The organism is Arcobacter aquimarinus, assembly GCF_013177635.1.
Lineage (GTDB): Bacteria > Campylobacterota > Campylobacteria > Campylobacterales > Arcobacteraceae > Aliarcobacter > Aliarcobacter aquimarinus.
This window is the reverse complement of the sequence record NZ_CP030944.1, coordinates 303,761-327,168: the sequence shown is the minus strand read 5'-3', so window position 1 is coordinate 327,168 and position 23,408 is coordinate 303,761. Positions and strand designations below refer to the sequence as shown.

The 23,408-nt window shown below is 26.1% G+C and carries 25 protein-coding genes; 14 read left to right on the top strand and 11 right to left on the bottom strand.

Going from position 1 to position 23,408, the window contains the following annotated elements; translation table 11 throughout:
* The first annotated feature begins 53 nt into the window (after positions 1-53).
* The 3 genes from AAQM_RS01630 to AAQM_RS01620 all read left to right on the top strand — a co-directional run bounded on the left by AAQM_RS01630 (position 54) and on the right by AAQM_RS01620 (position 4,817).
* On the top strand, positions 54-2,381 hold the full coding sequence (locus AAQM_RS01630) for a fatty acid cis/trans isomerase (RefSeq protein ID WP_129094443.1): 2,328 nt from the start codon (positions 54-56) through the stop codon (positions 2,379-2,381).
* A 71-nt stretch (positions 2,382-2,452) separates the two neighbouring features.
* Positions 2,453-3,652, top strand: coding sequence for an aspartate aminotransferase family protein (locus AAQM_RS01625; protein ID WP_129094444.1), 1,200 nt, complete (start codon positions 2,453-2,455; stop codon positions 3,650-3,652).
* Positions 3,624-4,817: a TolC family protein gene (locus AAQM_RS01620; RefSeq protein ID WP_171920637.1), complete on the top strand. Its 1,194-nt coding sequence runs from the start codon at positions 3,624-3,626 to the stop codon at positions 4,815-4,817. The genes AAQM_RS01625 and AAQM_RS01620 overlap by 29 nt, the downstream gene beginning before the upstream one ends.
* 29 nt (positions 4,818-4,846) lie before the next feature.
* Here the strand turns inward: AAQM_RS01620 and pyk are convergent, their stop codons facing one another.
* A complete protein-coding gene (gene pyk, locus AAQM_RS01615; RefSeq protein WP_129094445.1) occupies positions 4,847-6,307 on the bottom strand; it encodes a pyruvate kinase in 1,461 nt (486 codons plus the stop codon).
* A 134-nt stretch (positions 6,308-6,441) separates the two neighbouring features.
* Between pyk and AAQM_RS01610 the strand changes: the two genes are divergently transcribed.
* The 8 genes from AAQM_RS01610 to mqnE all read left to right on the top strand — a co-directional run bounded on the left by AAQM_RS01610 (position 6,442) and on the right by mqnE (position 12,074).
* Positions 6,442-7,167 carry an OmpA family protein gene (locus tag AAQM_RS01610; protein ID WP_129094446.1) on the top strand — a complete coding sequence of 242 codons (726 nt, stop codon included), beginning with the start codon at positions 6,442-6,444 and terminating at the stop codon, positions 7,165-7,167.
* Entirely contained in the window at positions 7,164-8,171 is a 1,008-nt protein-coding gene (locus tag AAQM_RS01605) for an SAM-dependent methyltransferase (RefSeq protein WP_129094447.1), read from the top strand. The genes AAQM_RS01610 and AAQM_RS01605 overlap by 4 nt, the downstream gene beginning before the upstream one ends.
* A 52-nt stretch (positions 8,172-8,223) precedes the next feature.
* Positions 8,224-8,424 carry a sulfur carrier protein ThiS gene (gene thiS, locus AAQM_RS01600; RefSeq protein ID WP_129094448.1) on the top strand — a complete coding sequence of 67 codons (201 nt, stop codon included), beginning with the start codon at positions 8,224-8,226 and terminating at the stop codon, positions 8,422-8,424.
* 17 nt (positions 8,425-8,441) lie between these two features.
* Positions 8,442-8,774 (top strand): YraN family protein, encoded by a 333-nt coding sequence (locus tag AAQM_RS01595; RefSeq protein WP_129094449.1) that lies wholly within the window; start codon positions 8,442-8,444, stop codon positions 8,772-8,774.
* A 181-nt stretch (positions 8,775-8,955) separates the two neighbouring features.
* A complete protein-coding gene (locus tag AAQM_RS01590; protein WP_129094450.1) occupies positions 8,956-10,059 on the top strand; it encodes an aminotransferase class I/II-fold pyridoxal phosphate-dependent enzyme in 1,104 nt (367 codons plus the stop codon).
* Positions 10,046-10,699, top strand: a complete 654-nt coding sequence (locus AAQM_RS01585; RefSeq protein ID WP_129094451.1) for a carbonic anhydrase — start codon at positions 10,046-10,048, stop codon at positions 10,697-10,699. The genes AAQM_RS01590 and AAQM_RS01585 overlap by 14 nt, the downstream gene beginning before the upstream one ends.
* On the top strand, positions 10,689-11,006 hold the full coding sequence (locus AAQM_RS01580) for a hypothetical protein (RefSeq protein ID WP_129094452.1): 318 nt from the start codon (positions 10,689-10,691) through the stop codon (positions 11,004-11,006). The genes AAQM_RS01585 and AAQM_RS01580 overlap by 11 nt, the downstream gene beginning before the upstream one ends.
* A gap of 6 nt (positions 11,007-11,012) precedes the next feature.
* Positions 11,013-12,074, top strand: coding sequence for an aminofutalosine synthase MqnE (gene mqnE, locus AAQM_RS01575; protein ID WP_129094453.1), 1,062 nt, complete (start codon positions 11,013-11,015; stop codon positions 12,072-12,074).
* Positions 12,075-12,081: 7 nt separating this feature from the next.
* Here the strand turns inward: mqnE and AAQM_RS01570 are convergent, their stop codons facing one another.
* Genes AAQM_RS01570 through AAQM_RS01555 form a run of 4 tightly spaced genes read right to left on the bottom strand, consistent with a single transcriptional unit; the run spans position 12,082 to position 15,878 of the window.
* Entirely contained in the window at positions 12,082-13,671 is a 1,590-nt protein-coding gene (locus AAQM_RS01570) for a hypothetical protein (RefSeq protein ID WP_129094454.1), read from the bottom strand.
* 19 nt (positions 13,672-13,690) lie between these two features.
* Positions 13,691-14,302 carry a lysophospholipid acyltransferase family protein gene (locus AAQM_RS01565; protein WP_129094455.1) on the bottom strand — a complete coding sequence of 204 codons (612 nt, stop codon included), beginning with the start codon at positions 14,300-14,302 and terminating at the stop codon, positions 13,691-13,693.
* 2 nt (positions 14,303-14,304) lie between these two features.
* Positions 14,305-15,612, bottom strand: a complete 1,308-nt coding sequence (gene miaB, locus AAQM_RS01560) for a tRNA (N6-isopentenyl adenosine(37)-C2)-methylthiotransferase MiaB (protein WP_129094456.1) — start codon at positions 15,610-15,612, stop codon at positions 14,305-14,307.
* A 23-nt stretch (positions 15,613-15,635) separates the two neighbouring features.
* Positions 15,636-15,878: an HP0268 family nuclease gene (locus AAQM_RS01555; protein ID WP_128986950.1), complete on the bottom strand. Its 243-nt coding sequence runs from the start codon at positions 15,876-15,878 to the stop codon at positions 15,636-15,638.
* Between the two features lie 152 nt (positions 15,879-16,030).
* On the opposite strand from AAQM_RS01555, the gene nusA reads away from it, so the two are divergent.
* Together nusA and cysS are read left to right on the top strand one after the other, a co-directional pair.
* Entirely contained in the window at positions 16,031-17,200 is a 1,170-nt protein-coding gene (gene nusA / locus AAQM_RS01550; protein ID WP_129094457.1) for a transcription termination factor NusA, read from the top strand.
* Between the two features lie 5 nt (positions 17,201-17,205).
* The gene (gene cysS, locus AAQM_RS01545; RefSeq protein ID WP_129094458.1) at positions 17,206-18,609 is read left to right on the top strand and encodes a cysteine--tRNA ligase; all 1,404 of its coding nucleotides are present in this window, start codon (positions 17,206-17,208) and stop codon (positions 18,607-18,609) included.
* Here cysS and AAQM_RS01540 read toward each other — a convergent pair.
* The 5 genes from AAQM_RS01540 to holA all read right to left on the bottom strand — a co-directional run bounded on the left by AAQM_RS01540 (position 18,604) and on the right by holA (position 21,108).
* Complete coding sequence (locus AAQM_RS01540; RefSeq protein WP_129094459.1) at positions 18,604-18,801, bottom strand: hypothetical protein; 198 nt, start codon at positions 18,799-18,801, stop codon at positions 18,604-18,606. The two genes, cysS and AAQM_RS01540, sit on opposite strands and share 6 nt — an antisense overlap.
* A gap of 74 nt (positions 18,802-18,875) precedes the next feature.
* A complete protein-coding gene (gene rpsR, locus AAQM_RS01535; protein ID WP_014473094.1) occupies positions 18,876-19,142 on the bottom strand; it encodes a 30S ribosomal protein S18 in 267 nt (88 codons plus the stop codon).
* 14 nt (positions 19,143-19,156) lie between these two features.
* Positions 19,157-19,669 (bottom strand): single-stranded DNA-binding protein, encoded by a 513-nt coding sequence (locus tag AAQM_RS01530; RefSeq protein WP_129094460.1) that lies wholly within the window; start codon positions 19,667-19,669, stop codon positions 19,157-19,159.
* 19 nt (positions 19,670-19,688) lie between these two features.
* Positions 19,689-20,045 carry a 30S ribosomal protein S6 gene (gene rpsF / locus AAQM_RS01525; RefSeq protein WP_129094461.1) on the bottom strand — a complete coding sequence of 119 codons (357 nt, stop codon included), beginning with the start codon at positions 20,043-20,045 and terminating at the stop codon, positions 19,689-19,691.
* An 82-nt stretch (positions 20,046-20,127) separates the two neighbouring features.
* Positions 20,128-21,108 carry a DNA polymerase III subunit delta gene (gene holA / locus AAQM_RS01520; protein WP_129094462.1) on the bottom strand — a complete coding sequence of 327 codons (981 nt, stop codon included), beginning with the start codon at positions 21,106-21,108 and terminating at the stop codon, positions 20,128-20,130.
* Between the two features lie 61 nt (positions 21,109-21,169).
* Here holA and fliW point away from each other — a divergent pair, with 61 nt between their 5' ends.
* Positions 21,170-21,544, top strand: a complete 375-nt coding sequence (fliW, locus tag AAQM_RS01515; protein ID WP_129094463.1) for a flagellar assembly protein FliW — start codon at positions 21,170-21,172, stop codon at positions 21,542-21,544.
* Here the strand turns inward: fliW and AAQM_RS01510 are convergent.
* Positions 21,534-23,381, bottom strand: coding sequence for an RNB domain-containing ribonuclease (locus tag AAQM_RS01510; RefSeq protein WP_129094464.1), 1,848 nt, complete (start codon positions 23,379-23,381; stop codon positions 21,534-21,536). The two genes, fliW and AAQM_RS01510, sit on opposite strands and share 11 nt — an antisense overlap.
* Positions 23,382-23,408 lie beyond the last annotated feature (27 nt).

Sequence of the window (23,408 nt, the reverse complement as noted above, 5' to 3'; positions counted from 1 at the left end):
AAAAAATAAAACTTTTCTGTATAATGTAAAACTTTACTTTTTTGGGAATTTTTATGAAAATCAAACATATACTATTTTTTTTAATTACTTTTTTATTTACAGCTTGTTCAATTAAACCACTTGAACCCGTACAATTTGAAACAGTAAATAAAGAAATATCATTTATAAAAGATATAAAACCAATATTAGATAATCGATGTGTTTCTTGTCATTCGTGCTATAACTCACCTTGTCAATTAAAACTCTCTTCTTTTGAAGGGATAGAAAGAGGAGGCTCAAAAGCTGATATTTATGCAAATAGATTAAGAGCTGATAATCCTACAAGATTATTTATTGATGCAACAAGTGAAAAAGAGTGGAGAGAAAAAGGATTTTTTTCTGTTGTTGATTTTTTAGAAGATTCAAATGAATCTATTATGATGCAATATCTTTTCCAAAAACAAACAAATCCTTTAAATATTGGAGAATATTCTCCTGAAACTGATAAGTTAAGCTGTGTAAAAAATAAAGATGAATTAGCAAAATATTTTGATGAAAATCCTCATAAAGGAATGCCCTATGGATTTCCAGCACTTAAAAAAGAAGAATACAATCTTTTAATGACTTGGTTAAAACAAGGTGCTATAGATGATACAAAAAAAGATGAAATAACTAATTTCGAAAAAAAACAAATTAAAAAATTCGAGGAATTTCTTAATAACAAAAATATAAAACATCAAGTAACTTCAAGATATATCTATGAGCATCTGTTTCTAGCACATATATCTTTTGATGAAAAAAGTGGAAATTTTTTTGAACTAATTCGTTCAACTACTCCAACAAATCAAGAACCTAAAATCATAGCAACTAGATTTCCTTATGATAAAGTAGAAGAACCTTTTTATTATAGATTTAAAAAAATAGAATCAACAATTGTTCATAAAACACATATGGTTTATAAATTAGATGATAAAAAATTGGAAAGATATAATGAACTTTTTATTAAAGCAATTTGGGATCAAAAACCATATTTACCTCCATACGATAGTAAAATTTCTGCAAATGCTTTAAGAACTTTTGAACAAATTCCAGCAAGTAGCAGATACCAATTTTTACTTGATGATATTCACTATATTATTATGACTTTTATTAGAGGACCTGTTTGTAAAGGGCAAATTGCATTAAATGTTATTCAAGATCATTTTTGGGTTATGTTTATGGATCCAAAATATGATTTAAGTCTGCAAGATAAATATTTTTTACATAATAATATTCCAAATTTATCAATCCCAAATGAGTATGGAGAAGATCCTAGTTTATACAAAACTTTTAAAGCTTTAGATAATTATGAGTTAGCTAAAAAATACCACAAAAATAGAGGTTCAATTTATAATCAACATTATCCTAATGGATTAAATATTGATGCTATTTGGAAAGGAAATAAAAAAGAACAAAATGATTCTATTTTGACAATTTATAGACATTTTGACTCTGCATCAGTTCATAAAGGTGCTTTAGGGGATATTCCTAAGACTTTATGGGTTATTGATTTTCCACTATTAGAAAGAATTTATTATTCATTAGTTGCAGGTTTTGATATATTTGGAAATACAGCTCATCAGCTTTTGGTGCGAACTCATATGGATAGATTAAGAATTGAAGGAGAGAGTAATTTCTTAGAATTTCTACCAAAAGATTCAAGAATTAATTATTTTAATTCTTGGTATATTGGTTGGTTAGCTCAATATTTAACAGTTTATACACCTTCAAATAATAATGTTAATATAAAATATGAAACTAAAGATTTTAAAAAAGAGTTTGTAAACAAAGTTTTAAATTATACAAATAATAAAAGAGATTCAATAAATTTTATCGAAGATGATTATAAAAGAAGTGAAATAAAAGAATTTTATAATACAAAACAAGAAATTGAAGAGAGTTTTAAAACTCTAACTTTACCAAATAGTTCTGAGTTAATAAAACATTTTAATGGTGAAAAATCAAATGTAGCATTTATTAAAATAGAGTTAAATTCAGGTCAAAATCTAGTTTATTCAATGGTAGTAAATAGATGGCATAATAATGTAGCCCTACTTTTTGATGAAAAATCAAGACTTGACCCAACGAAAGATAGAATAAATTTTGTTGAAGGGTTTATAGGCTCTTATCCAAATCTTTTTATGGTTGTAAAACAAAATGACTTAGATGAATTTTTTAATTTACTACAAAATTACAACTCAAGTGAAGATGATAAAAAAATACTAAAATATGCTATTAATAGGGCTAATCCAAACTTTTGGGAAGTTTTTGATTGGTTCGATAAAGAATTTAAAAAGTATGATTTTTTAGAATATGGATTATTTGATTTAAATAGATATCTAAGTCAAGCTATTAATGAATAATTATTAATGATTGGTTTAAATATTTTAGATATAATTTGCCCTTAAAAATAATCTAGTTTTTTAGGAAAAAAATGAACGAACTATTAGAACAAATGGATAAAGAGTATGTTTTACATACATATGCTAGAAATTATGTTAATTTCAAAAAAGGTATAAACGCAACTTTATTTGATGAAAATGATAAAGATTACATAGATTTCACATCAGGAATTGCTGTTTGTAGCGTTGGACATGGTAATAAAAGAGTAGCAGATAAAATTTATGAACAAATTTTAAATATCACACATATTTCAAATTTATACGCAATTGAACCACAAGCAAAACTTGCTAAAAAATTAAAAGAGTTAAGTGGTTATGATATTAGAACTTTTTTCTCAAATAGTGGTGCTGAAGCAAATGAAGGTGCTATAAAAATTGCTAGAAAATATGGTGAAACTAAATTTGAAAATAAAAGATATAAAGTTATCACACTAGAGCACTCTTTTCATGGAAGAACTATCACAACAGTAAAAGCAACTGGTCAAGAATCAATGCATACTCCAAATTTTGCTCCATATCCTGATGGTTTTTCATATCATAATAGAATAGATGATATTTACAATGCAATAGATAATGAAACAGTTGCTGTTATGATTGAACTTGTTCAAGGTGAAGGTGGAGTTCAGCCATTTGATAAAAAAGAGATTCAAGAATTAGCAAAATTTTTAAAAGAAAATGATATTTTATTAATCATCGATGAAGTTCAAACAGGTGTTTTTAGAACTGGTGAATTTTTAGCATCAAATCTTTATGAGATTGAACCTGATATTGTAACACTTGCAAAAGGTCTAGGTGGTGGTGTTCCAATTGGAGCTATTATGACTACTTTAAAAGATATTTTTAGTCCAGGTGACCATGGTTCTACTTTTGGAGGAAACTATCTTGTAACATCTGCTGCTTTAGAAGTTTTAGATATTTTAGAAGAGGTAAAAGATAGTGGAGCTTTAGATGAAACTATTATCTATTTTAATACTAAACTAAATGAAATTTATGAAAATAATAAAGAATTTTTCACTGATAACGTAGGTCTTGGATTAATGAGAGGATTAAGAGTAAAAGATGCTGATACATTAGCACTTATTATTAAAACTGCTTTTGAAAATGGTGTTTTAGTTTTAAAAGCAGGTAAAAATACTTTAAGACTTCTTCCTGCTTTAACTATTTCAAAAGAAGAAATAAATGAAGGTTTTAAAAGGTTACAAAATGCACTTGATAAAATCAAGCAAGGTTAAACTACTTCTTTGTAGTTTAATCTCCATAAATTTGTACGCTTCAAATGAACTTTTTGATGAAAAAATAATCTCTGATAAAAGGTTAGAAACTTTTAATTTAACGAAAGAACAAATAGAACAAGATAGTTCAAAATTAAGAAAAGATTGGATAAATCCAATAACTTATCAATACAAAAAAAATCTTGGGGAAGAGTATGAAACAGCTCAATCAATAATCTCAATAAATCAACCAATTTTCCAAAGTGGTGGAATATATAAAGCTATTAAATATGCTGATTCATCGTATGATTATGCTTCTATCGAATTAGAACAACAAAAAAAAGAGCTTATTAAGCAAGCTTTGAATCTTTTATATAATATTGAAAAAACAAACTTAAATCTGCAAAAAGCAAAATATACTTTAGAAAATGCAAAAATTGATGTAACTAGAAAAAAAGAACAAGTTTTAAATGGTTTTTTAGATGCTTCATTTTTGGATGATGCTCTTTTAACATTGAATATAACAAAACATAATCTTGTAGATTTAAAGTACCAAAAACAAGAATTAATCAATAACTTCAATAATATCTCTTCACAAGATTACACAAAATTTGAACTTCCTATTTTTAAACTATTTAATGAAAAAGAGTTTATGGAAAATAATATTGAACTAAAAAAATTAGAAGCGGATATAGAAAAAAAAGGAAATTATTCATACATGACAATGGCAAAATATCTGCCAAGTGTAAATGCATTTTATACTTATTCAAAATATCATGAAACTGATAATAAAAATGGACTAGATAAAGAAAATGAACAAACTTTTGGATTAAGTTTAAATATTCCTCTTGATACAAGAACTTTCAATGATATAGAAAGTAAAAAAATAGATTATTTAAAATCGAAACTAAATCTTGAAAATAGCATTGATGATGAAAAAACTTTTTTTAAAACAAAACTTGAAAAAATATCTATGCTTGATGAGAGACTACAAATCACAAAAGATGATTTAGAAGTTTATGACTCAATTTTGAAAATCATAAATGAAGAAAAAGAGGCTCAAATCAAAACTCAAAGTGATGTGGATACTTTACAAAACTCACAAAAAATTAAATCTTTAGATTTAAAAATCTATGAAATAGAAAAACAAATAGAACTTCTTGAAATGTATGCAAAACTTCAATAGTTTTGCATACTATGCTGAATATTTTTAAATTACTTCTTATCTTTATTATTTTTCTCTTTAAAATTTAAATAATACTCTATTTCAGATGGAGTTAAGATTTTGATAGTATTAGTACTTCCTGGCATTCCAACCGGATAACCAACTGTTGCTACGTATAAACCATTTTTCTTTAATTTTCCAATCTCATCTAAAGATTTCAACATCTTTTGAAACATTTTAGAAGCTTGTGCCTCTTTTATAGTTCCAACTGGTTCAACTCCCCAAACAGCAGTTAGTGAATTTAACACTTTTTTCTTATGAGTAAATGTAAAGATTGGAGTTTTTGGTCTATATCTTGACATTTTAACAGCTGATCTTCCAGAACTTGTAAGTGCTAAAATTCCATCTGCTTTTAAATCATCTGCAAGTTTAGTTACAGTTGCTTGAATAACATCAAATTCATCTAAATATGGAAATTTATACTGTTTATCATAATTATAAATATCTTCTGTTTTTGCAATGATATTTTTCATTGTATCAACAACATTTACAGGATCAGTTCCAACAGCACTCTCTTCAGAAAGCATTACAACATCAGTTCCATCTAAAACAGCATTAGCTACGTCTGAGATTTCAGCTCTTGTTGCTCTTTCGTTTTCTGTCATAGATAAAAGCATTTGAGTTGCTGTAATTACAGGTATTCCTTTTAAATTTGCTTTTTTTATAAGCATTTTTTGAATAGTTGGAACATCATAATATGGAACTTCTATTCCTAAATCTCCCCTTGCAACCATTAATCCATCACTAGCTTCTATAATTTCATCAATATTTTCAACTGCATCAAATTTTTCAATTTTTGCAATTAATTTACCTTTATATCCATTTAAAAGTTTTCTTGCATTTTTCATATCTTTTGCATTTTGAACAAATGAGATAGCAAAATAATCAACTTCGTTTTCAACTCCCCAAGCTATATCTTTTTCATCTTTTTTTGTAATTACATCAATATCAATTACTGTATTTGGGAAATTCACACCTTTTTTTGAAGATAAAGTTCCATGATTTTCAATTTTTGCTTTTACCTCTTTACCTGTTTCAATAACTTTTGCTCTAATTGTTCCATCATACAAATATATATATTCATCAATTTTAACTTTATCTAAAATATCTGGGTAATTAATAGATACAACATAATCTTTATCACCTCTTTTATATCCAACTATTTCATTTTTTAAAAATGTAATAATATCATCTCTAAAAAGTTCAAAAGACTCTTTTAAATCACCAATTCTTACTTTTGGTCCTGAAATATCTTGTAAAATACCTACAGTTTTACCTGTATTTTTCATAGCTGCTTTAATATTATTTAACGTTTCTAAATGATATTCATGACTTCCATGTGAAAAATTTAATCTAAACATGTTTGCACCAGCTTTAATTAATCCTTCAATCATCTCTATACTATGGCTTGCTGGGCCTAAAGTTGCTAATATTTTTGTTCTTTTTTCCATAGAAACTCCTTATTTAAGTTATTTTTATTATAACATAAAATTATTACATTAATGTAACCATAAAGACTCTACTATTTTTTCACAATTAATATGTTAAATATGATAGAATTAAAACTTATTAAAAAAGGTTCATTATGAAATTTATAAATTTAAAAACTATTTTATCAACAGCAGTTATTGCATCAATGATTACTGGTTGTGCTACAACAACTGGAAACCAAACATTTGATAACAATCAAAATGCTATTATAGGTGCAACATTAGGAACTATTGCAGGTGTTGTTCTTGGAAATAATGTTGGTGGAGGAAGTAAAAGTAGAAATAAAGTAATAGGAGCAGTTGCAGGTGCTGCTATTGGTGGAGCTATTGGTTATAGTATGGATAAACAAGCTCAAGAAGTTGCTGAAAGTTTAAATACAAATGTAAACAATAATCCAAATGCAGCACTAGACCCAAATCAAGATTTAATTGTTTCAAATACAGATAACTATGTAAAAGTAATGTTTAGAGATGATATGATGTTTGAAACAAATTCAGCAAATCCAACTTATAGTGCTCAAACAAAAATATCTAAAATAAACTCTGTTTTACAAAAATATCCAAATACTTTAGTTCAAGTTGTAGGTCACACAGATAATAGAGGAACTCACGCTTATAATCAAAATTTATCTGAAAAAAGAGCTAGTAATGTAGGTAATATTATTTATAATTCTGGTGTTTCTAATCAAATTTTCTCAAGAGGTTGTTCTTTTGATAAACCAGTTGCACTAAATAATAATGAAGCAAATATGGGATTAAATAGAAGAGTTGAAGTATATTTATATCCAAATCAACAATCAGTTATTGATGTTTGTAAATGATAAAATTTTGTGATTATTTTAATGACTGGCTTTATGGAAAAGATGGTTATTATTCAAACTATAAAGAAATAGGGAAAGATGGTGATTTTTTCACCAGCGTTTCCACTTCCTCTTTTTTTGGTGGTTCAATTGCTAAAAAAATAATATCTTCAATTGAAGAAGGATTTTTACCAAATAATACTACTATTTTAGAAATTGGGGCTCATCATGGCTATCTTTTAGCTGATATTATTCAATATATCTACACACTAAAACCACAACTTCTTGAAACGCTTAATTTTGCGATAGTTGAAAGATTTGAAAATCTTCAGATTCAACAAAAAAACTATTTAAAAGAATCTTTTGGAGATAGTATAAAAATAAAACATTTTAATGATATAAACGAAGTTAAACTTCAAAATGCTTATATTATTGCAAATGAGATATTTGATGCATTTGCTTGTGATTTAGTTTATACCAATAAAAATGATGTTTTACAACAAGCATTTATTATAAATCATGAAATAAAATTTATTGATTGTATAGATGAAAAAATAATAAATCATTGCAAAAAATACTCAATTACAAAAGGAGAAGTTGCACTTTCATATAAAAATTTTGTAAATACAATTTGTTCAAATATAGATAGTTTTGAATTTTTAACATTTGACTATGGAGATAGATTTCCAAGAAATGATTTTTCTGCAAGAATTTATGAAAAACATGCTGTTTATCCAATTTTTGAAGAAAATTTAGATTTAGGAAAACTCTTTAAAAAATCTGATATTACTTATGATGTTCATTTTAATTATTTAAATGATTGTTTTATAGAAAATAATATCAAAGATATAAAATTTAATACTCAATTAAAATCCCTTGTAGAATTTGGTATTTTAGATCTATTAGAGATTCTAAAAGCAAATGTAAATGAAAAAGCTTATTTAAAAGAGACTCAAAAAGTAAAAATTTTATTAGAACCAACTGGAATGGGAGACAGATTTAAAACTTTAAATATAAGAAAATAAGTTAAGTGCTTGTATAATCTGTGTTTATAAAAAATATAAAAAGGTATGAATTATGACTTTAGTAATAAATGGTGAAATAAAAGAATTTGATAACTCTTTTTCACTTCAAGATATAATAACAAACTTGCAAATTGAAAACAAAGTAATGGCAGCAGCTGTTAATATGAATATTGTAAAAAAAGATGATTGGAATAATTTCATTCCAAAAAACGACGATAAAATAGAACTTCTTCAATTTGTTGGTGGTGGGTGAGATAGAAGTAAAAAAATATGAGTAGAGATAAAGGAGAGATTGCTGAAAAAAAAGCTATCTCTTTTTTAGAAGATTTAAATTTTAAAATAATTGAAACTAATTTTTATGCAAAAAAACTAGGCGAAATTGACATCATCGCAAAAAAAAATCAAACATATCATTTCATAGAAGTAAAATCTGCTTTAGATTATGAAACTGCAATAAATAATATAACAAAATCAAAATTATCAAAAATAAAAAGAAGTACTGAATACTATATTCAAATCAAACATTTAAATACAGAATATTGTATTGATGCAATCATAATAACAGATGAAAATATAGAGTTGATTGAAAATATAACTTTATAATAAAGGGGATGAAGGTCGCAAAAACATCCCCTTTTACAACTTTAAATATGTACTTAAAATTAGTAGAATGAAATTATACCTATCATAAATAGCAATAAACTAGCAATTAGAAGAAATTTTAAAATTTAACTTTTTCTTAGTAATTATTAGCTATTCTTCCACAATACTTACGGAGAATTTTTTGTACTCAAAAGAACTTGAATCCATTAAAAAATCTAACCGTTTTCGAACAAGAGAGATTTTTGATGAAAATCTTATAGACCTTGCTTCAAACGATTATTTAGGTCTTTCTATAAATAAAAATCTTTTTCAAAAAGCTTATAAAAAAGTTTTAACTCAAAATTTTCATTCCCCTCGTGCTTCAATGTTAGTAAATGGTTATACCCTCATTCATAAAGAGTTTGAAGATAAACTATGTGAAGTAAATAACTTTGAATCAGCCATTACTGTTGGTTCTGGTTTTTTAGCGAATATTTCTATGATTGAAGCACTTGTTAGAAAAAATGATATTTTATTTATTGATGAAGAGTATCATGCTAGTGGAATTCTTGCAACTAAACTTTTAAAGCCCGAACAAGTAATAATTTTTAAACATAATGATTTTGAAGATTTAGAAAATAAAATTTTACAAAATGATAAAATAGGAAGAAAAATAATTGCAATTGAAGGAGTTTATTCAATGGGTGGTGATTTAGCACCAATTGAAATATTCCAAATTGCAGATAAATATAAATCTCTTTTAATTGTTGATGAAGCACATAGTTCTGGAGTAATAGGAGAAAATCTTTTAGGTATTTTTGATTATTATAAAATAAAACCTAATGAATATCATATAAAAATGGGAACTTTAGGAAAAGCTTATGGTTCTTATGGAGCTTATATTTTAGCTTCAAAACAAATTATTGACTTTTTAACAAATAGAGCTAAACCTATAATATACTCAACTGCTCCCTCGCTTTTTGATATAGCTTTAGCTAATGAATCTTTACAACATATTATAAATAACAAAAAAAATTTAAAAAAACAAATTGAAAAAAATCTTCAAATTATTTATGAGATTTTAAAAATAAAATCAAATAGTTTAATCATACCTATAGAAATAGGAAATAATAAAAAAGTAAAAGAGATTCAAGAAATTTTAAAAGAAAAAGGATATTTAGTAGGAGCCATTAGGCAACCAACGGTTAAAAGTGCAATTATTAGATTAATTGCAAAAATTGATGTTAATGAAAAAGATTTAATTGAAATATGTAACTTATTAAGGGAGTTAAATGTTAATAAATGATTTAATAAAAGGTAATAAAAAATTTAGAGAAGCTCGTTTTCCAAAATATGAAGATGATTTAAAACAATTAGTAGAAACAGGGCAAAAACCAGAAGTTTTATTTATTGGTTGTAGTGATAGTAGAGTTACCCCTGATTTAATGCTTGACACAAAACCAGGAGATATGTTTATTTTAAGAAATGTTGGAAATTTTATTCCACCATATAATCCAGATAACGATTATCATGGAAGTTCAGCTGTAATTGAATATGCAGTTTGTGTTTTGGATGTAAAACATATTATTGTTTGTGGACATTCACATTGTGGAGCTTGTAAAAGTTTATATCAAGATTTAGGTGATTCACCTGATTTAATAAATGTAAAAAAATGGCTAGAATTAGGGAAAAAAGCTAAAGAATATACTCTTTTAGCTATTCAAGATAAAAGTGACCCTGAAAAATTATATAGAGCAACAGAGAGAATTTCAATAGTTCATCAACTAGAAAATCTTTTAACCTTTCCTTATGTAGAAAAAAGAGTAAAATCAGGTGAACTTCAAATTCATGGTTGGTATTATAAAATTGAAGATGGTACAATAGAGTACTATGATGGAGAAGAGTGTTCATTTAGAGAATTAAAAGAGAGTAAAAATGCAAACTGAAGTTAGAAAACTACCTAAAAAAACAATATTTATAATCACTTTTATGGTTCTTTTAGCTGTTGCAATTTTTTCAGGATTAAGTTTTTTAAAAAAAGCCAAATTAACTGAAGTTTTACAAACAATTGGTCATAGTGATATAAAAGATTTAACAGTTATTAATAAATTAAGTGTAGAAGATACACAAACAAGATATAAAAGTACTGTATTTAAAGTTATGTTTTTTGACAATACTTTAAATAAAACTTGTATAGGTTTTATACACAAAGAAAAAAATTCACACTATACAAAAGATATAGATTGTAAGTAGGGGAAAATGAGTATTATAGAAAAATTAGAAAAAAATATAAGACTAGAATATGAAGACGCAATTAAATTATATGATTTAGATCTTTTTACTCTAGCAACTTATGCAAATAAAATTAGAGTTGAAAAACATGGTAAAAAGACTTATTTTAATATAAATAGACATATTAATCCCACAAATATTTGTAAAGATGTTTGTCAATTTTGTGCATATAGTGCAAGTAGAAAAAATCCTCATCAATATACACTAAGTCATGAAGAGATACTTGAAATTGTTAAAAATTCATCTAAAAATAATATAAAAGAAGTACATATTGTATCAGCTCATAATCCTCATACTGGATTACAATGGTATATGGATGTTTTTAAAAAAATTAAAGATAATTTTCCATCAATTCATGTAAAAGCACTAACAGCAGCAGAAATTCACTTTTTAAGTACAGAGTATAAACTCACCTATGAAGAGTTGATAGATATGATGATTAAACATGGTATCGATTCCATGCCAGGTGGTGGAGCTGAAATTTTTGATGAAAAAGTACGAAAAAAGATTTGTGGTGGAAAAGTTACTTCAGAGCAATGGTTAGAAATCCATAAGCTTTGGCATCAAAAAGGAAGAAAATCAAATGCAACTATGCTTTTTGGACATGTAGAAGATAGAAATCATAGAATTGACCATATGTTAAGACTTAGAAATTTACAGGATTTAACAGGAGGATTTAATGCTTTTATTCCTTTAGTTTTCCAAACAGAAAATAATTACTTAAAAGTAAAAGAACCTTTGACAGGACAAGAGATTCTAAAAACATACGCAATAGCAAGAATATTACTTGATAATATTCCAAATATAAAAGCTTATTGGGCAACTTCTACTGTAAAGTTAGCTTTAATAGCTCAAGAATTTGGAGCAAATGATGTTGATGGAACTATTGAAAAAGAGTCAATACAAAGTGCAGCAGGTGCTTCTAGTGCAAATGGTATTGCACAACTTGAATTTGTTGATTTAATTAAAAATTCTGGATTTATTCCTGTTGAAAGAGATTCTATTTATAATGAGCTAAAAACTTGGTAACAAGTTTTTAGTCAACTTTATAATTTTCTAACTGATTAAACTCTAAATTAAATTCTACTTCAATTCCTGCAGCTGTATTAACCATAGAAACTGGATATAAAATATTTATTGAATACAATTCACTATTTAAAATTTCTAATAAATTAAAGAACTCCTTTGGTTCTTTTACTAAAATATTTATTGTATAAGTAAATCGCACTATCCCATTAATGTTATTTGAAACAAATTTAATCAATGTGTTTTCAGGCATCAAAATTTTTAATTGTTCTGTTACTCTTTCTACTGGAATAACTTCATCAACAATATATTCTTTATCAAATTTTTTATATTCAATAGGTAAATCTATTTCATCTTTTAGTAATACTACAAAATCTATATCTTTATCTTCATTTGATTTTATAATATTAAATTCACTTTGTTTATATAATGTATCTAAAGAACTTTTTAATTGATTCAAAGATTCTAAATTTTTTGAAAACATTTTTAATTCTAAATAGTTAGAATTTATAGATAATTCATTAATCATCATATTATTTGGAATAGTATTAAATATTGCTTTTATTCTCTGTTCAATTTTATCATTCATATTAACATGATCAGGAAGAATAGTTGTAAAAGGTTTTTCTTTTACTACTTCTATTTTATTATTTTCTTTTTTTGGGAAAAACTTATCAAAATCAATCATTGTATAGATTTTATAAGCACCAAAAACCAAGACTGCTATTAATAATATAAAATACAAATATTTGAAATCTCTTTTTTTCTTTTTCTTTCTAGGCTTTATAAAACTCTTTTTTAAATGTTTATCTCTTGATAACTCAAAAATTTCTTCATCAACATTAATTGGTTGATGTTCAACTTTTAACATTAAATCTTCTGATAATTGTTCTATATTCTCATTCGTCAATTGTTTTACAACATAAAGAATAGATACTTTTTCAACAAATACATCATTCTTTTTAGAATAAAATTCATCTAATATTTTGTGGATTATTTCATTTAATTCTAAATAATATATTTCATCAAAAAGTTTTTGTCCTTCTAAATCATCTTCATAAAAATGTGTTTTTTTAACTGATTCAAAAGTAGGTAAATCAACTGTTTCATGAAAAGCTATGATACCTGATTTATTAAGAATCATTATAAATGCTTTATTATTATACAAAAGAATTAAAAGTTCATTTCTACATACTTTTTTTTCAATATGTAAATTCATAATATGAAAAGCTGAATATATATAATCTATTCCCGTTTTAACAAAATAATTCTTTGTTTCAAAAAGAGTTGTTTTTAAAACAGCTATATCAAATTCATTATTAAATTTTGCAATCTCACAATCAGTTAATTTAGATGATAATGCTTTTGGAACTAATTTAGTAGTATCACTAATTAAAAGAGTTGATATATAACTAAGATCTATCTCTTCTTGTAATTTATTTATTTTTTCAGCAATTTCTAAAGGTAATATATCATCATCTACTAAATGACTTGAATTATTCGTCTCAATTATCTCTTCATTCTTTAACTTTTTATGTTCAAGTTTTAATTGAGAATCATACTTAATAGCATTGATATATAAAGACTCTTTAGTAAACATAGATTCCTACTTAGTTGATTTAAGGTAGTGCATGTATTAGCATTTTAGTTTTGATAACTTCTCTTGCCTCTTCAAATTGCAAGTTCTTTATATCAAAAGGTTCACTAATATAAAAGTCTATTCTACCAAAAGGTTTTGGTAAAACAAATTTATCCCATGAATTAAATTGCCAATATTTTGATGGAACAGTATTAAAACAAACAATTTTTGAATCAGTTTTTTGTGCAATAGCAATAATTCCATCAGCAACACTATATCTAGGACCTCTTGGTCCATCAGGAGTTATTGCTAAATCATTACCTTCTTTAAGCTCTTTTATAGCACTTATAAGAGCTTTTGCAGCACCTTTTGAAGTAGAACCACGAACTGCACCAATTCTAAAATTTGCTGCTAATTTAGCTATTATTTCTCCATCTTTATTATGGCTTATCATAGCTTTTACATTTCCATCTTTTCTAAAAGTAAAATAATTATAAATTTGAGATAATAAATCTCCATGCCACATACATATAATAATAGGTTTACCATCATCTTTTGGATGATGATATACTTTTTTATTAGTTAAATAAATAACTCTAACTAGATAATATAAAATATAAGGTAGAATATTTAATTTAAAGTATTTAAGCATTATTATAAAATTTCACCCTTCAAAGAAGTTCTAGTTGCTTCAGTGATTTTAACATCTACAAATTTTCCTAAAAGTTCATCACTTCCTTTTGTAAATACTTGTAGATAACTATCAGTAAATCCACAAACTTCACCATTTGGTTTTAAACTCTCAACCAATACATTTAAAGTTTTTCCAATATAACTTGGCATTGTCTCTTCAAGATGTCTTTTATGAAGTTCTATTAATTCGATAAGTCTTTCACTTCCAATTTCATCTGGAAGTTCTTTATCTTTTAAATTTAAAGCTTCTGTTCCAGGTCTAGGAGAATATTTAAAATTAAAAATTTGGTCAAATTTCACTTGATTTACCACATCTAAAGTATCAAGAAAATCCTCATGAGTTTCTCCAGGAAATGCTACAATAATATCTGTTGTAATTCTTAAATTTGGAATTAATTCTCTCATTTTAGAAGCTCTATTTAAAAACCATTCTTTTGTATATCCTCTTTTCATAGCTTTTAAAACTTCAGTTGAACCACTTTGTAAAGGCATATGAATACATTTTGAAATTTTTGGGTTTTTTGCAAATTCTTCAATAAATTCATCATCCATATGTAAAGGGTGAGGAGATGTAAATCTAATTCTTTCTAAACCTTCAACTTTTGAAACATCTTGTAAAAGTTTTGTAAAAGTATATTTTTCTCTTTTATCACTAAATCTTCTTCCGTAAGAATTTACATTTTGTCCTAAAAGCATAACTTCAACAGCACCTTGTTCAACTGATTTTCTAACCTGTTCAACAATCATTTCAGGTGGAATAGATATCTCTTCACCACGAGTACTTGGAACAATACAATAAGTACATTTCTTATCACAACCAACAGAAATATTTACACTTGCTCTGTATTGATTTGTTTTTGCCGTTGAAAATTCATAAGTTGATTCATCATTATCAATTGATACTTCAACAGAACCTTTTACATCAACTACATCTTTTATTTTTGAAATATTCCTTGCACCAACAACAAAATCAACATATGGTGCTCTTTTTATAATATCTTGACCTAAATGTGAAGCTGTACAACCACAAACTCCAATTTTTGCACCATCTTTTTTCTTTTTATTAAATTGTCCAATTTCTGAAAAAAGTTTTTGAACAGGCTTTTCTCTTACTGAACAAGTATTAATAATAATCAAATCAGCATCTTCTAATTTGTCAGTTGCCACATAACCTTTGTGTTTTTCAAGTTCAGCTTGTATATGTTGACTATCAGTGTCATTCATTTGACACCCTAAAGTTTGTATAAATAATTTTTTATTTTGACTCATAATTTTATATGCACAATTAAAAGTTAAAGTGCATGAACCTCATACATATACTCATCTTCTGCTAAACCATATTTTATTTCTCTAAAATATACGTTAAATCCATCTTTTTCTAAAGCATCTACCAATGCCATCATATCTTTATGAGAATTATCCCTATCAAAATAGAATATCTTCTGAGCATTCTTAGCTAATTCTTCTTTTATTTTTTCTAATTGCACTTTTTTTGGTTTTTCATTCAACTCATTTCTTGCAAATAATAATTCCATATATTAAGCCTTTTGTTTTGTTTATTAGTCCTAAATTCTATCTCAAAATTACTTTAATTTCTATAAAAGGCTATATTGGATATACTATTGACCTATTACTACATTGAAAATCAAATCAATCATTTCAATGTCAACAAACAAGAGGTTATTTAATGGATAAAATAATAGATATTTTAGATTCAATCGCATATGAGAAAGGTCTCAAAATTGATGATGTTGAAAATGCACTAAAAGAAGCTTTAATTAAAACTGCAGAAAAAATGGTTGATGCTACATTAACTTTTGATGCGAATATTGATAGAGCAAATAAAAGACTTGAATTATTTCAAAAAATTGAAGTAGTTTCTGAAGATGACGAAAGGTTACTTGCAAATGCTGTCAACAAATATGGAGAACCTTTAAATTATGAAAATTATATTACTTTAGAAGAAGCAAAAGAAATTGACCCAGATTTAGAAATCGGTGATTTTATGAACTATGATTTAGAATTTGAAAACATGGGAAGAAATGCAGCAACAATATTGCATAGTAATTTCGAATTTAGACTGCAAAGATTTATTGAAGAAAATATTGTAAGTAAGTATAAAGAAAAAATTGGAAAAACAGTTTCTGGTGTAGTTACAAGAATTGATAAACAAGATAATACATATATTGAAATTGGTGAAGTAAAAGGTATCCTACAAAGAAAAAGCAGAATAAAAGGTGAAAGTTTTAAAGTAGGAGATACACTTAAAGCTGTTGTAAAAGGTGTTAGTATTGATAAAGCTAATGGATTACTAGTTGATATTTCAAGAACTTCACCAAAATTTTTAGAAAACTTATTGACTTTGGAAGTGCCTGAATTAAAAGACAAAAAAGTAACTATTGAAGCAAGTGCTAGAATTCCTGGAACTAGATCTAAAATTGCCCTTTCAACAATTGATGGACAAATTGACCCAATTGGTGCTGTTGTTGGAGTAAAAGGTGTTAGAATTGGTTCAGTTTCAAAACAACTTCATGGAGAAAATATTGATTGCGTTGAATTTTCAACAATTCCTGAAATGTTTATTTCAAGAGCACTATCACCTGCAATGGTAAATAGTGTTAAAATAGAAAAAGCTCCAAGTAATGGTGAAAAAGGAAAAGCAATAGTAACAATTCCTAGTGACCAAAAATCAAAGGCTATTGGAAAAGCTGGACTAAATATTAGACTTGCTTCTATGCTTACTAAATATGATATAGAATTAGTTGAAATTGCATCTTTAAATTCAAATTCAACTGAAACACAAAATATTGAAGAAAAAACTACTGATACAGCCTCTTTAGAAGCCCTATTTAAGTAAAAAAGATGAATAAATTACACATATATGATTCAGTAAAAAAAGAAAAAGTAGAATTTAACCCTATTATAGAAGGTAAGGTTAAAATCTATGTTTGTGGACCTACTGTTTATGATGATTCTCATTTAGGTCATGCAAGAAGTGCAATAGCTTTTGATTTACTTCATAGAGTTTTAAAAGCAAATAATTATGAAGTTATCATGACTAAAAATTTTACTGATATTGATGACAAAATCATAAAAAAAATGCATGATACTTCAAAATCATTAGAAGAGATTACAACAACTTATATAGATGCCTATAAAGCTGATATGAAAGCCTTAAATATTCTAGACAATACGATTGAGCCAAAAGCCACTGAAAACTTAGAAGTAATGAAAAATATGATTGAAAACCTTATTTCAAAAGATATTGCTTATAAAACTAGTGATAGTGTATATTTTGATACATCTAAAGATAGTTCATACGGAACTCTTTCTCATAAGTCAAGTGATGAAAACTCTATTGCTAGAGTTGAAATTAATAATGAAAAAAGAAATCCTTCTGATTTTGCACTTTGGAAATTCGCAAAAATAAATGATGTTAGTTTTGAAGCTCCTTTTGGATTGGGTCGACCAGGATGGCATATTGAATGTTCTGCTATGATTGAAAAGCATTTGGCTTATAAAAATACTACTTATCAAATAGATATTCATGGTGGCGGTGCTGATTTACTTTTCCCACATCACGAAAATGAAGCAGCGCAAACAAGATGTTCATCAGGACAAAATCTAGCGAAATACTGGATGCATAATGGTTTTGTAAATATTGATGGTGAAAAAATGTCTAAATCATTAGGAAATTCATTTTTCCTAAAAGATGTTCTAAAATCATATAGTGGTGAAGTTATTAGATTTTATTTAATGTCTGCACATTATAGAGCTAATTTTAATTTCAATGAAGAAGATTTAATTGCTTCTAAAAAAAGACTTGACAAACTTTATAGAGTCAAAAAAAGAGTTTATGGTATAGAAATTTCTTCTGTAAATAAAAAATTCGAAGAAGATATGCTAAGCGCTTTAAATGATGATATGAATACTTCTATGGCTTTATCTATAATTGATGAAATGATAAATATCGCAAATGATAGGTTAGATGTAAATCCAAAAGATAAAAATCTAAAAAAAGAGCTAATTTCAAATATAAATTTTATAGAAGAAATTTTAGGAGTTGGAGGAAGTGATGCTTATTCATATTTTCAATTTGGAATCGATGAATCTACTAAAGATAAAATAGAAGATTTAATAAATCAAAGAAATGAAGCTAAAAAAAATAAAGATTTTACAAATGCAGATAAAATTAGAGATGAATTAACTTCTATGGAAATATCTTTGATGGATACAATAAATGGAACAGTTTGGGAAAAGCTATAAACTTTTCTCATACTGCTTTAATAATTCTGGCATTTTCTGTGCTATTTCTTTAAAATCATAATCAAAACTTTTTACTACAACATTATATAACTTATTATTTTTATATTTTTTATGCCATTCTTCTTCTTTTTTTTCATATAAATTATAATATTCATAACGCAATTTTAATGCACTTTTTAATAAATTTTCCATAGTTCTCTTTTTTATATAAATAAAAAAAGGGAAGAAGTAAAACTTCTTCCCTTTTAAATTAATAAAATTAATTCTTAATAGAATGATCTTGCGTATGCAGAATCTGTGATATTTTTTGTATCAACAATATAAGGAACTAATGCCATATGTCTAGCTCTTTTGATTGCTTTTTCTACCATTTCTTGTGCATTTTTAGAGTTACCTGTAAGTCTTCTAGGCATAATTTTACCTCTTTCACTCATAGATAATTTTAATAAATCTGTATTTTTATAATCAATGAAATCAACTTTCATTTCAGTATATTTACAATATTTTTTTCCGTATTTTCTTCTTTCAGCCATTTGATTTTCCTTTTCTAAAACGGTATTTCGTCTTCGTCTATATCAATTTCAGGTATTCTTTGCTCAATCTTTTGTTTTGGTTGAGAATTATTCATACCACCATAACTATCATGTGAAGGTTCATCATAAGAGATAGATGCAGGTGAATTATAACCTCCCTGAGGAGTATAACTTTGGGTATCACCTGTCATATCAGAAGCACCTTTAGAATCTAACATTTTCATAGCATCAACTCTTAATGAGTGTCTACTTCTTGTACTTCCATCTTGTGCTGTCCATTGCTCAAAAACAAGTCTTCCTTCTAATAGAACTTTAGAACCTTTTTTTAAGTATTGATTAGCAACTTCAGCAGATCTCCCAAAGATATTAAAATCTAAAAAACAAACTTCATCTTTTTGTTCCCCTGTTGCAGATTTATACTTATAAGATGTAGCTATTGCAGATTTAGCAATTGCTGAACCTGATGGTAAATATCTTAATTCAATATCTCTAGTTAAATTTCCTACCATTATTACTTTATTATACATATAAGGTTCCTAAATTTTATTATTTGCTAGCTTTTTTAGCTGCCTCTTCACTCATTTTAGTCCAAGAAGCTACTTCTTTTTTACTATCATACTTAATGAAAATAAATCTAATTAAGTTTTCATTGATTCTGTAATTTCTTTCGATTTCTGCAATACCAGATGGATTACCTTTAAAATAGATTACATAGTAGTAACCTCTTTTACATTTCTCGATTTCATAAGCTAATTCTTTGATTCCAACGTTTTCAAATGCTGCAATTTCTCCACCATTTTTTTCAATGATAGATCTGATGCTATCGATTTGTGCTACAGTTTCTTCTTCAGTTAATGTAGGCTTTAAGATAAACATTGTTTCGTAATGTTTGATTTTTGACATTAATTCTCCTTATAGATTGTGCCGGTATTCTTTACATTTCCTAATATCAGCAAGGATTTCTTTTTTTGTAAAGTTTGTGATTCTATCTAAATAAAACTGTAAACTTTCTTAGAGATGACTGAAGATATAAACTTTGATTATCTATTTTTGATGATTTTAATTCTAATTCTATATTTAATAAATAATTTAATATCTCTTGAAATATTTCTGGCTTGATATTAATTGCAAGTTTTGATTTTTTTTCCCAAACATTTTTTGGAGGAATAAATCCTAAAATATCCTTAGGATTTGGTTGTCCAATAGTTCTTGCATACGAGCTTATCATAAAAAGTTGCTGAACAAAAGAAGTAACTTGATTTAGTAAAAAAATCTCATTCATTCCTTCTTCTAAAATTAAACTTAAATCATCACTAATATCTTTTCCACTTATTAAATCATGCAAAAATTCTTCAAAATTCACACTTCCTATTCCAAAACAATTATTGTCAATTACATTTACTGTTAATAATTCATCTAAAATTGCTAATTTTCTTAAATCATTTACACATAAAGATAAATCACTTTTATGCATAAAATATAGATGATTCAAAGCACTTATTTCATACTTAATCTGAAGCATTTTAGCTTCATATTCTAAAAATTTTAGAGCTTCTAAATCTGTTGGTAAAAAAAATCTAACAGCAACTGAATTTGTCTTTAAAGAAAAACTATTTTCCATTGTTTTAAATTCACTATCTCCCAAACAAGCAAAAATAAGCGTACTATCAGGATTCTTATTACAAGCATCTACTAAACTATCTACTTCTTTTTTAGGTATTTTTTTTTCAACTTTTATCAACAATATATTATTTGAAGAGAATAGTGATGATTGTAACAATTTATCTTTTGCATATTTAAAATCATACTCTTCAAAATACATCTTTTCAATTTCATCTGAATTTCCAAACATTTGGGCAATTGCCAATGAATATTGTTCAATTAAAAAAGTAGATTGTCCGTAAAACAGATAGGATTTAAATCTTTTATTTTGTTTTAAATAATTATCAAATTCATTTTTATACATAATAAAATAATATCCTAAGTTTACTTTTAATACAATTTTTTTATTTGAAAGGGGTTTTGGTATGTATAACGTAGTTCTTCCTATAGCAGGATTTGAAGATTTTAAGAGTTTAAAAGTTGAGAAAATTGATGATTTTGCATCATTCTTAGTTTTTGATGAAAAGACTAAAATTGCAGTTGTTAATATTAACTATTTAAATAAAGTTAAATTTGATTTCCAAATAGACCAAGAGGTATTAAAGAAAATGAACATCAACTCAAAAGATGATTTTGATATTTATTTTTGTGTTGTTTCTCAAGAACCTGTTGAAAACTCAATCATCAATCTTGTTTCGCCAATTTTCATTAATGAAAAAGACAAATTAGTAGGACAATATATAACTGTAGAAAAAGTTGATCCACTATTTGCCTCAATTAAAGAGTGTGCTAAATTATAGTAGCGATTATAACTTTTGTTATAATATTGGCAGATTTTATTTTCACTTTCATTTTTGAAAATAATTTCTGTCCTTTATAATTTTCTAAAACTACTTTCATTCCCACAATTTTTTCATAACACACAGCCTTAGCTTTTTGAGTATCTACAACTTTAACTTTTATCTCTTCTTCTATGTGTGATGCTGCCCATCTTGCATAAACTCTATCTTCAAAATCCCAAACAAGTTGATCAACTTTTCTTTCATTTAAAGAAATATGTTCACAAATATCATCTATATTATTTGGTGTTTGTTTTGTTTTTAAAATTCTATGTAACACTAAATCTGAATATCTCCTAATAGGAGAAGTAAAATGAGAATAAGAAGAGAAACCTAAACCAAAATGTCCTAAATTCTTTGAAGAATATTTTGCTTGTGTTTGAGCTTGAATTATTAATTCATCAATTTCAGAACCCATCATAGATATTTTTGCTTTTTGCTGAATATGAGTAATTGTATCGTGCACATCACTTTGAAGTTTAACATTAACTCCTAAAATATTCACATCGTCAACAAGTTTTGAGATAGCTTTAAAAGGTGGTTCTTCATGAATTCTATAAATTCCAATTTTATTTACTTTTTTACTGGCTTCAATATTTGCTAAAAGCATACACTCTTCAACTAATTGATGAGAAGCTGTAGATGTTTCTACTTCTATTGATTCAAGTTTTCCATTTTTCAGTTTTAATCTATTTTCACTTGTTCTAAAATCATAACCTTTAATAAGTCTATTTTTTCTAAACTTCTTAGTGATTTCATATAATGGAATTAGATAATCAAATATCTCTTTTTCAAGTTTTGAATATTGGTCTAAATGTCCATCTATCACTCTATCAATTCTTCCATAAGAGAAATTTTTATGAGAATTTATAATTGCTTCAAATAATTCAGCTTTTTTCACATTAAAATTTTCCAAATCCAAATACATTTTAAAAACATAAGAATATCTATCTACTCCTTCTTTTAGTGAACACATCTCTTCACTTAAAATTGGAGGAAGCATAGGTAAAACTTTTGTAGGTAAATAAATTGAAGTTGATTTCTTAAAAGCCAATAAGTCTAGCGGACTACCCTCTTTTACAAAATATGAAACATCTGCAATAGCTACATATAAAACATTTTCTTTTTTATCAAAATAAATTGCATCGTCATGGTCTTTTGCACTATTTGGGTCAATCGTACAAAATGGAAGCTCTCTTAAATCTACTCTTTGTTTTTTGTCATCCATATTTGCAACAATATCTAAATGCTTTTCTAATCTATAAGTTTCTTCATATAAATACAAAGAGATAAATTCATCTATTTTTGAATCTTTTATATTTCCAACATTTTTTATTAACTCAAAAGATTTGTTATCTATAATTAAAACATCACCATCTTCATATTTTAGAGCATTTTTATTCTCTATTTTAATATTTTCTTTTACTGTAAAAAATGCTTTATCTTTTATATAAACTAAAATCTCTGCTTTTTTGCCATCTAAAATTTTTATAATTTTTGCTTTTGTTTTACTTCTTGGATTAAATACTCTTTTTGCTAAAACCAAATCTCCATCATATGCTCCATTTAAATCTTCAAACTCAATTTTTATATTTTTTAATTCACTTACTAAATCTTCAAGAATTACTAAATTTTTTCCAATTTTTACTGTAGCAACTTTATATTTTGAATTTAACTCATAATTATCATTGTTTATGATAATTATTTCATCTTTTAAAAATCTTTTTATAGCCCCTAACTCTTCATCTGTATAGTTATTATTATTTGTTTGAATTTTTTTAAAAAGCTCTTTTAGCAAAATTAATCCTTTGAAAAATATAGAATA

Excerpts from the sequence above, each read along its gene's own strand:
- AAQM_RS01630 (WP_129094443.1), top strand. The coding sequence starts at position 54 with ATGAAAATCAAACATATACTATTTTTTTTAATTACTTTTTTATTTACA.
- AAQM_RS01625 (WP_129094444.1), top strand. The coding sequence starts at position 2,453 with ATGAACGAACTATTAGAACAAATGGATAAAGAGTATGTTTTACATACA.
- AAQM_RS01620 (WP_171920637.1), top strand. The coding sequence starts at position 3,624 with ATGCACTTGATAAAATCAAGCAAGGTTAAACTACTTCTTTGTAGTTTA.
- pyk (WP_129094445.1), bottom strand. The coding sequence starts at position 6,307 with ATGGAAAAAAGAACAAAAATATTAGCAACTTTAGGCCCAGCAAGCCAT.
- AAQM_RS01610 (WP_129094446.1), top strand. The coding sequence starts at position 6,442 with ATGAAATTTATAAATTTAAAAACTATTTTATCAACAGCAGTTATTGCA.
- AAQM_RS01605 (WP_129094447.1), top strand. The coding sequence starts at position 7,164 with ATGATAAAATTTTGTGATTATTTTAATGACTGGCTTTATGGAAAAGAT.
- thiS (WP_129094448.1), top strand. The coding sequence starts at position 8,224 with ATGACTTTAGTAATAAATGGTGAAATAAAAGAATTTGATAACTCTTTT.
- AAQM_RS01595 (WP_129094449.1), top strand. The coding sequence starts at position 8,442 with ATGAGTAGAGATAAAGGAGAGATTGCTGAAAAAAAAGCTATCTCTTTT.
- AAQM_RS01585 (WP_129094451.1), top strand. The coding sequence starts at position 10,046 with ATGTTAATAAATGATTTAATAAAAGGTAATAAAAAATTTAGAGAAGCT.
- AAQM_RS01580 (WP_129094452.1), top strand. The coding sequence starts at position 10,689 with ATGCAAACTGAAGTTAGAAAACTACCTAAAAAAACAATATTTATAATC.
- mqnE (WP_129094453.1), top strand. The coding sequence starts at position 11,013 with ATGAGTATTATAGAAAAATTAGAAAAAAATATAAGACTAGAATATGAA.
- AAQM_RS01570 (WP_129094454.1), bottom strand. The coding sequence starts at position 13,671 with ATGTTTACTAAAGAGTCTTTATATATCAATGCTATTAAGTATGATTCT.
- AAQM_RS01565 (WP_129094455.1), bottom strand. The coding sequence starts at position 14,302 with ATGCTTAAATACTTTAAATTAAATATTCTACCTTATATTTTATATTAT.
- miaB (WP_129094456.1), bottom strand. The coding sequence starts at position 15,612 with ATGAGTCAAAATAAAAAATTATTTATACAAACTTTAGGGTGTCAAATG.
- AAQM_RS01555 (WP_128986950.1), bottom strand. The coding sequence starts at position 15,878 with ATGGAATTATTATTTGCAAGAAATGAGTTGAATGAAAAACCAAAAAAA.
- nusA (WP_129094457.1), top strand. The coding sequence starts at position 16,031 with ATGGATAAAATAATAGATATTTTAGATTCAATCGCATATGAGAAAGGT.
- cysS (WP_129094458.1), top strand. The coding sequence starts at position 17,206 with ATGAATAAATTACACATATATGATTCAGTAAAAAAAGAAAAAGTAGAA.
- AAQM_RS01540 (WP_129094459.1), bottom strand. The coding sequence starts at position 18,801 with ATGGAAAATTTATTAAAAAGTGCATTAAAATTGCGTTATGAATATTAT.
- rpsR (WP_014473094.1), bottom strand. The coding sequence starts at position 19,142 with ATGGCTGAAAGAAGAAAATACGGAAAAAAATATTGTAAATATACTGAA.
- AAQM_RS01530 (WP_129094460.1), bottom strand. The coding sequence starts at position 19,669 with ATGTATAATAAAGTAATAATGGTAGGAAATTTAACTAGAGATATTGAA.
- rpsF (WP_129094461.1), bottom strand. The coding sequence starts at position 20,045 with ATGTCAAAAATCAAACATTACGAAACAATGTTTATCTTAAAGCCTACA.
- holA (WP_129094462.1), bottom strand. The coding sequence starts at position 21,108 with ATGTATAAAAATGAATTTGATAATTATTTAAAACAAAATAAAAGATTT.
- fliW (WP_129094463.1), top strand. The coding sequence starts at position 21,170 with ATGTATAACGTAGTTCTTCCTATAGCAGGATTTGAAGATTTTAAGAGT.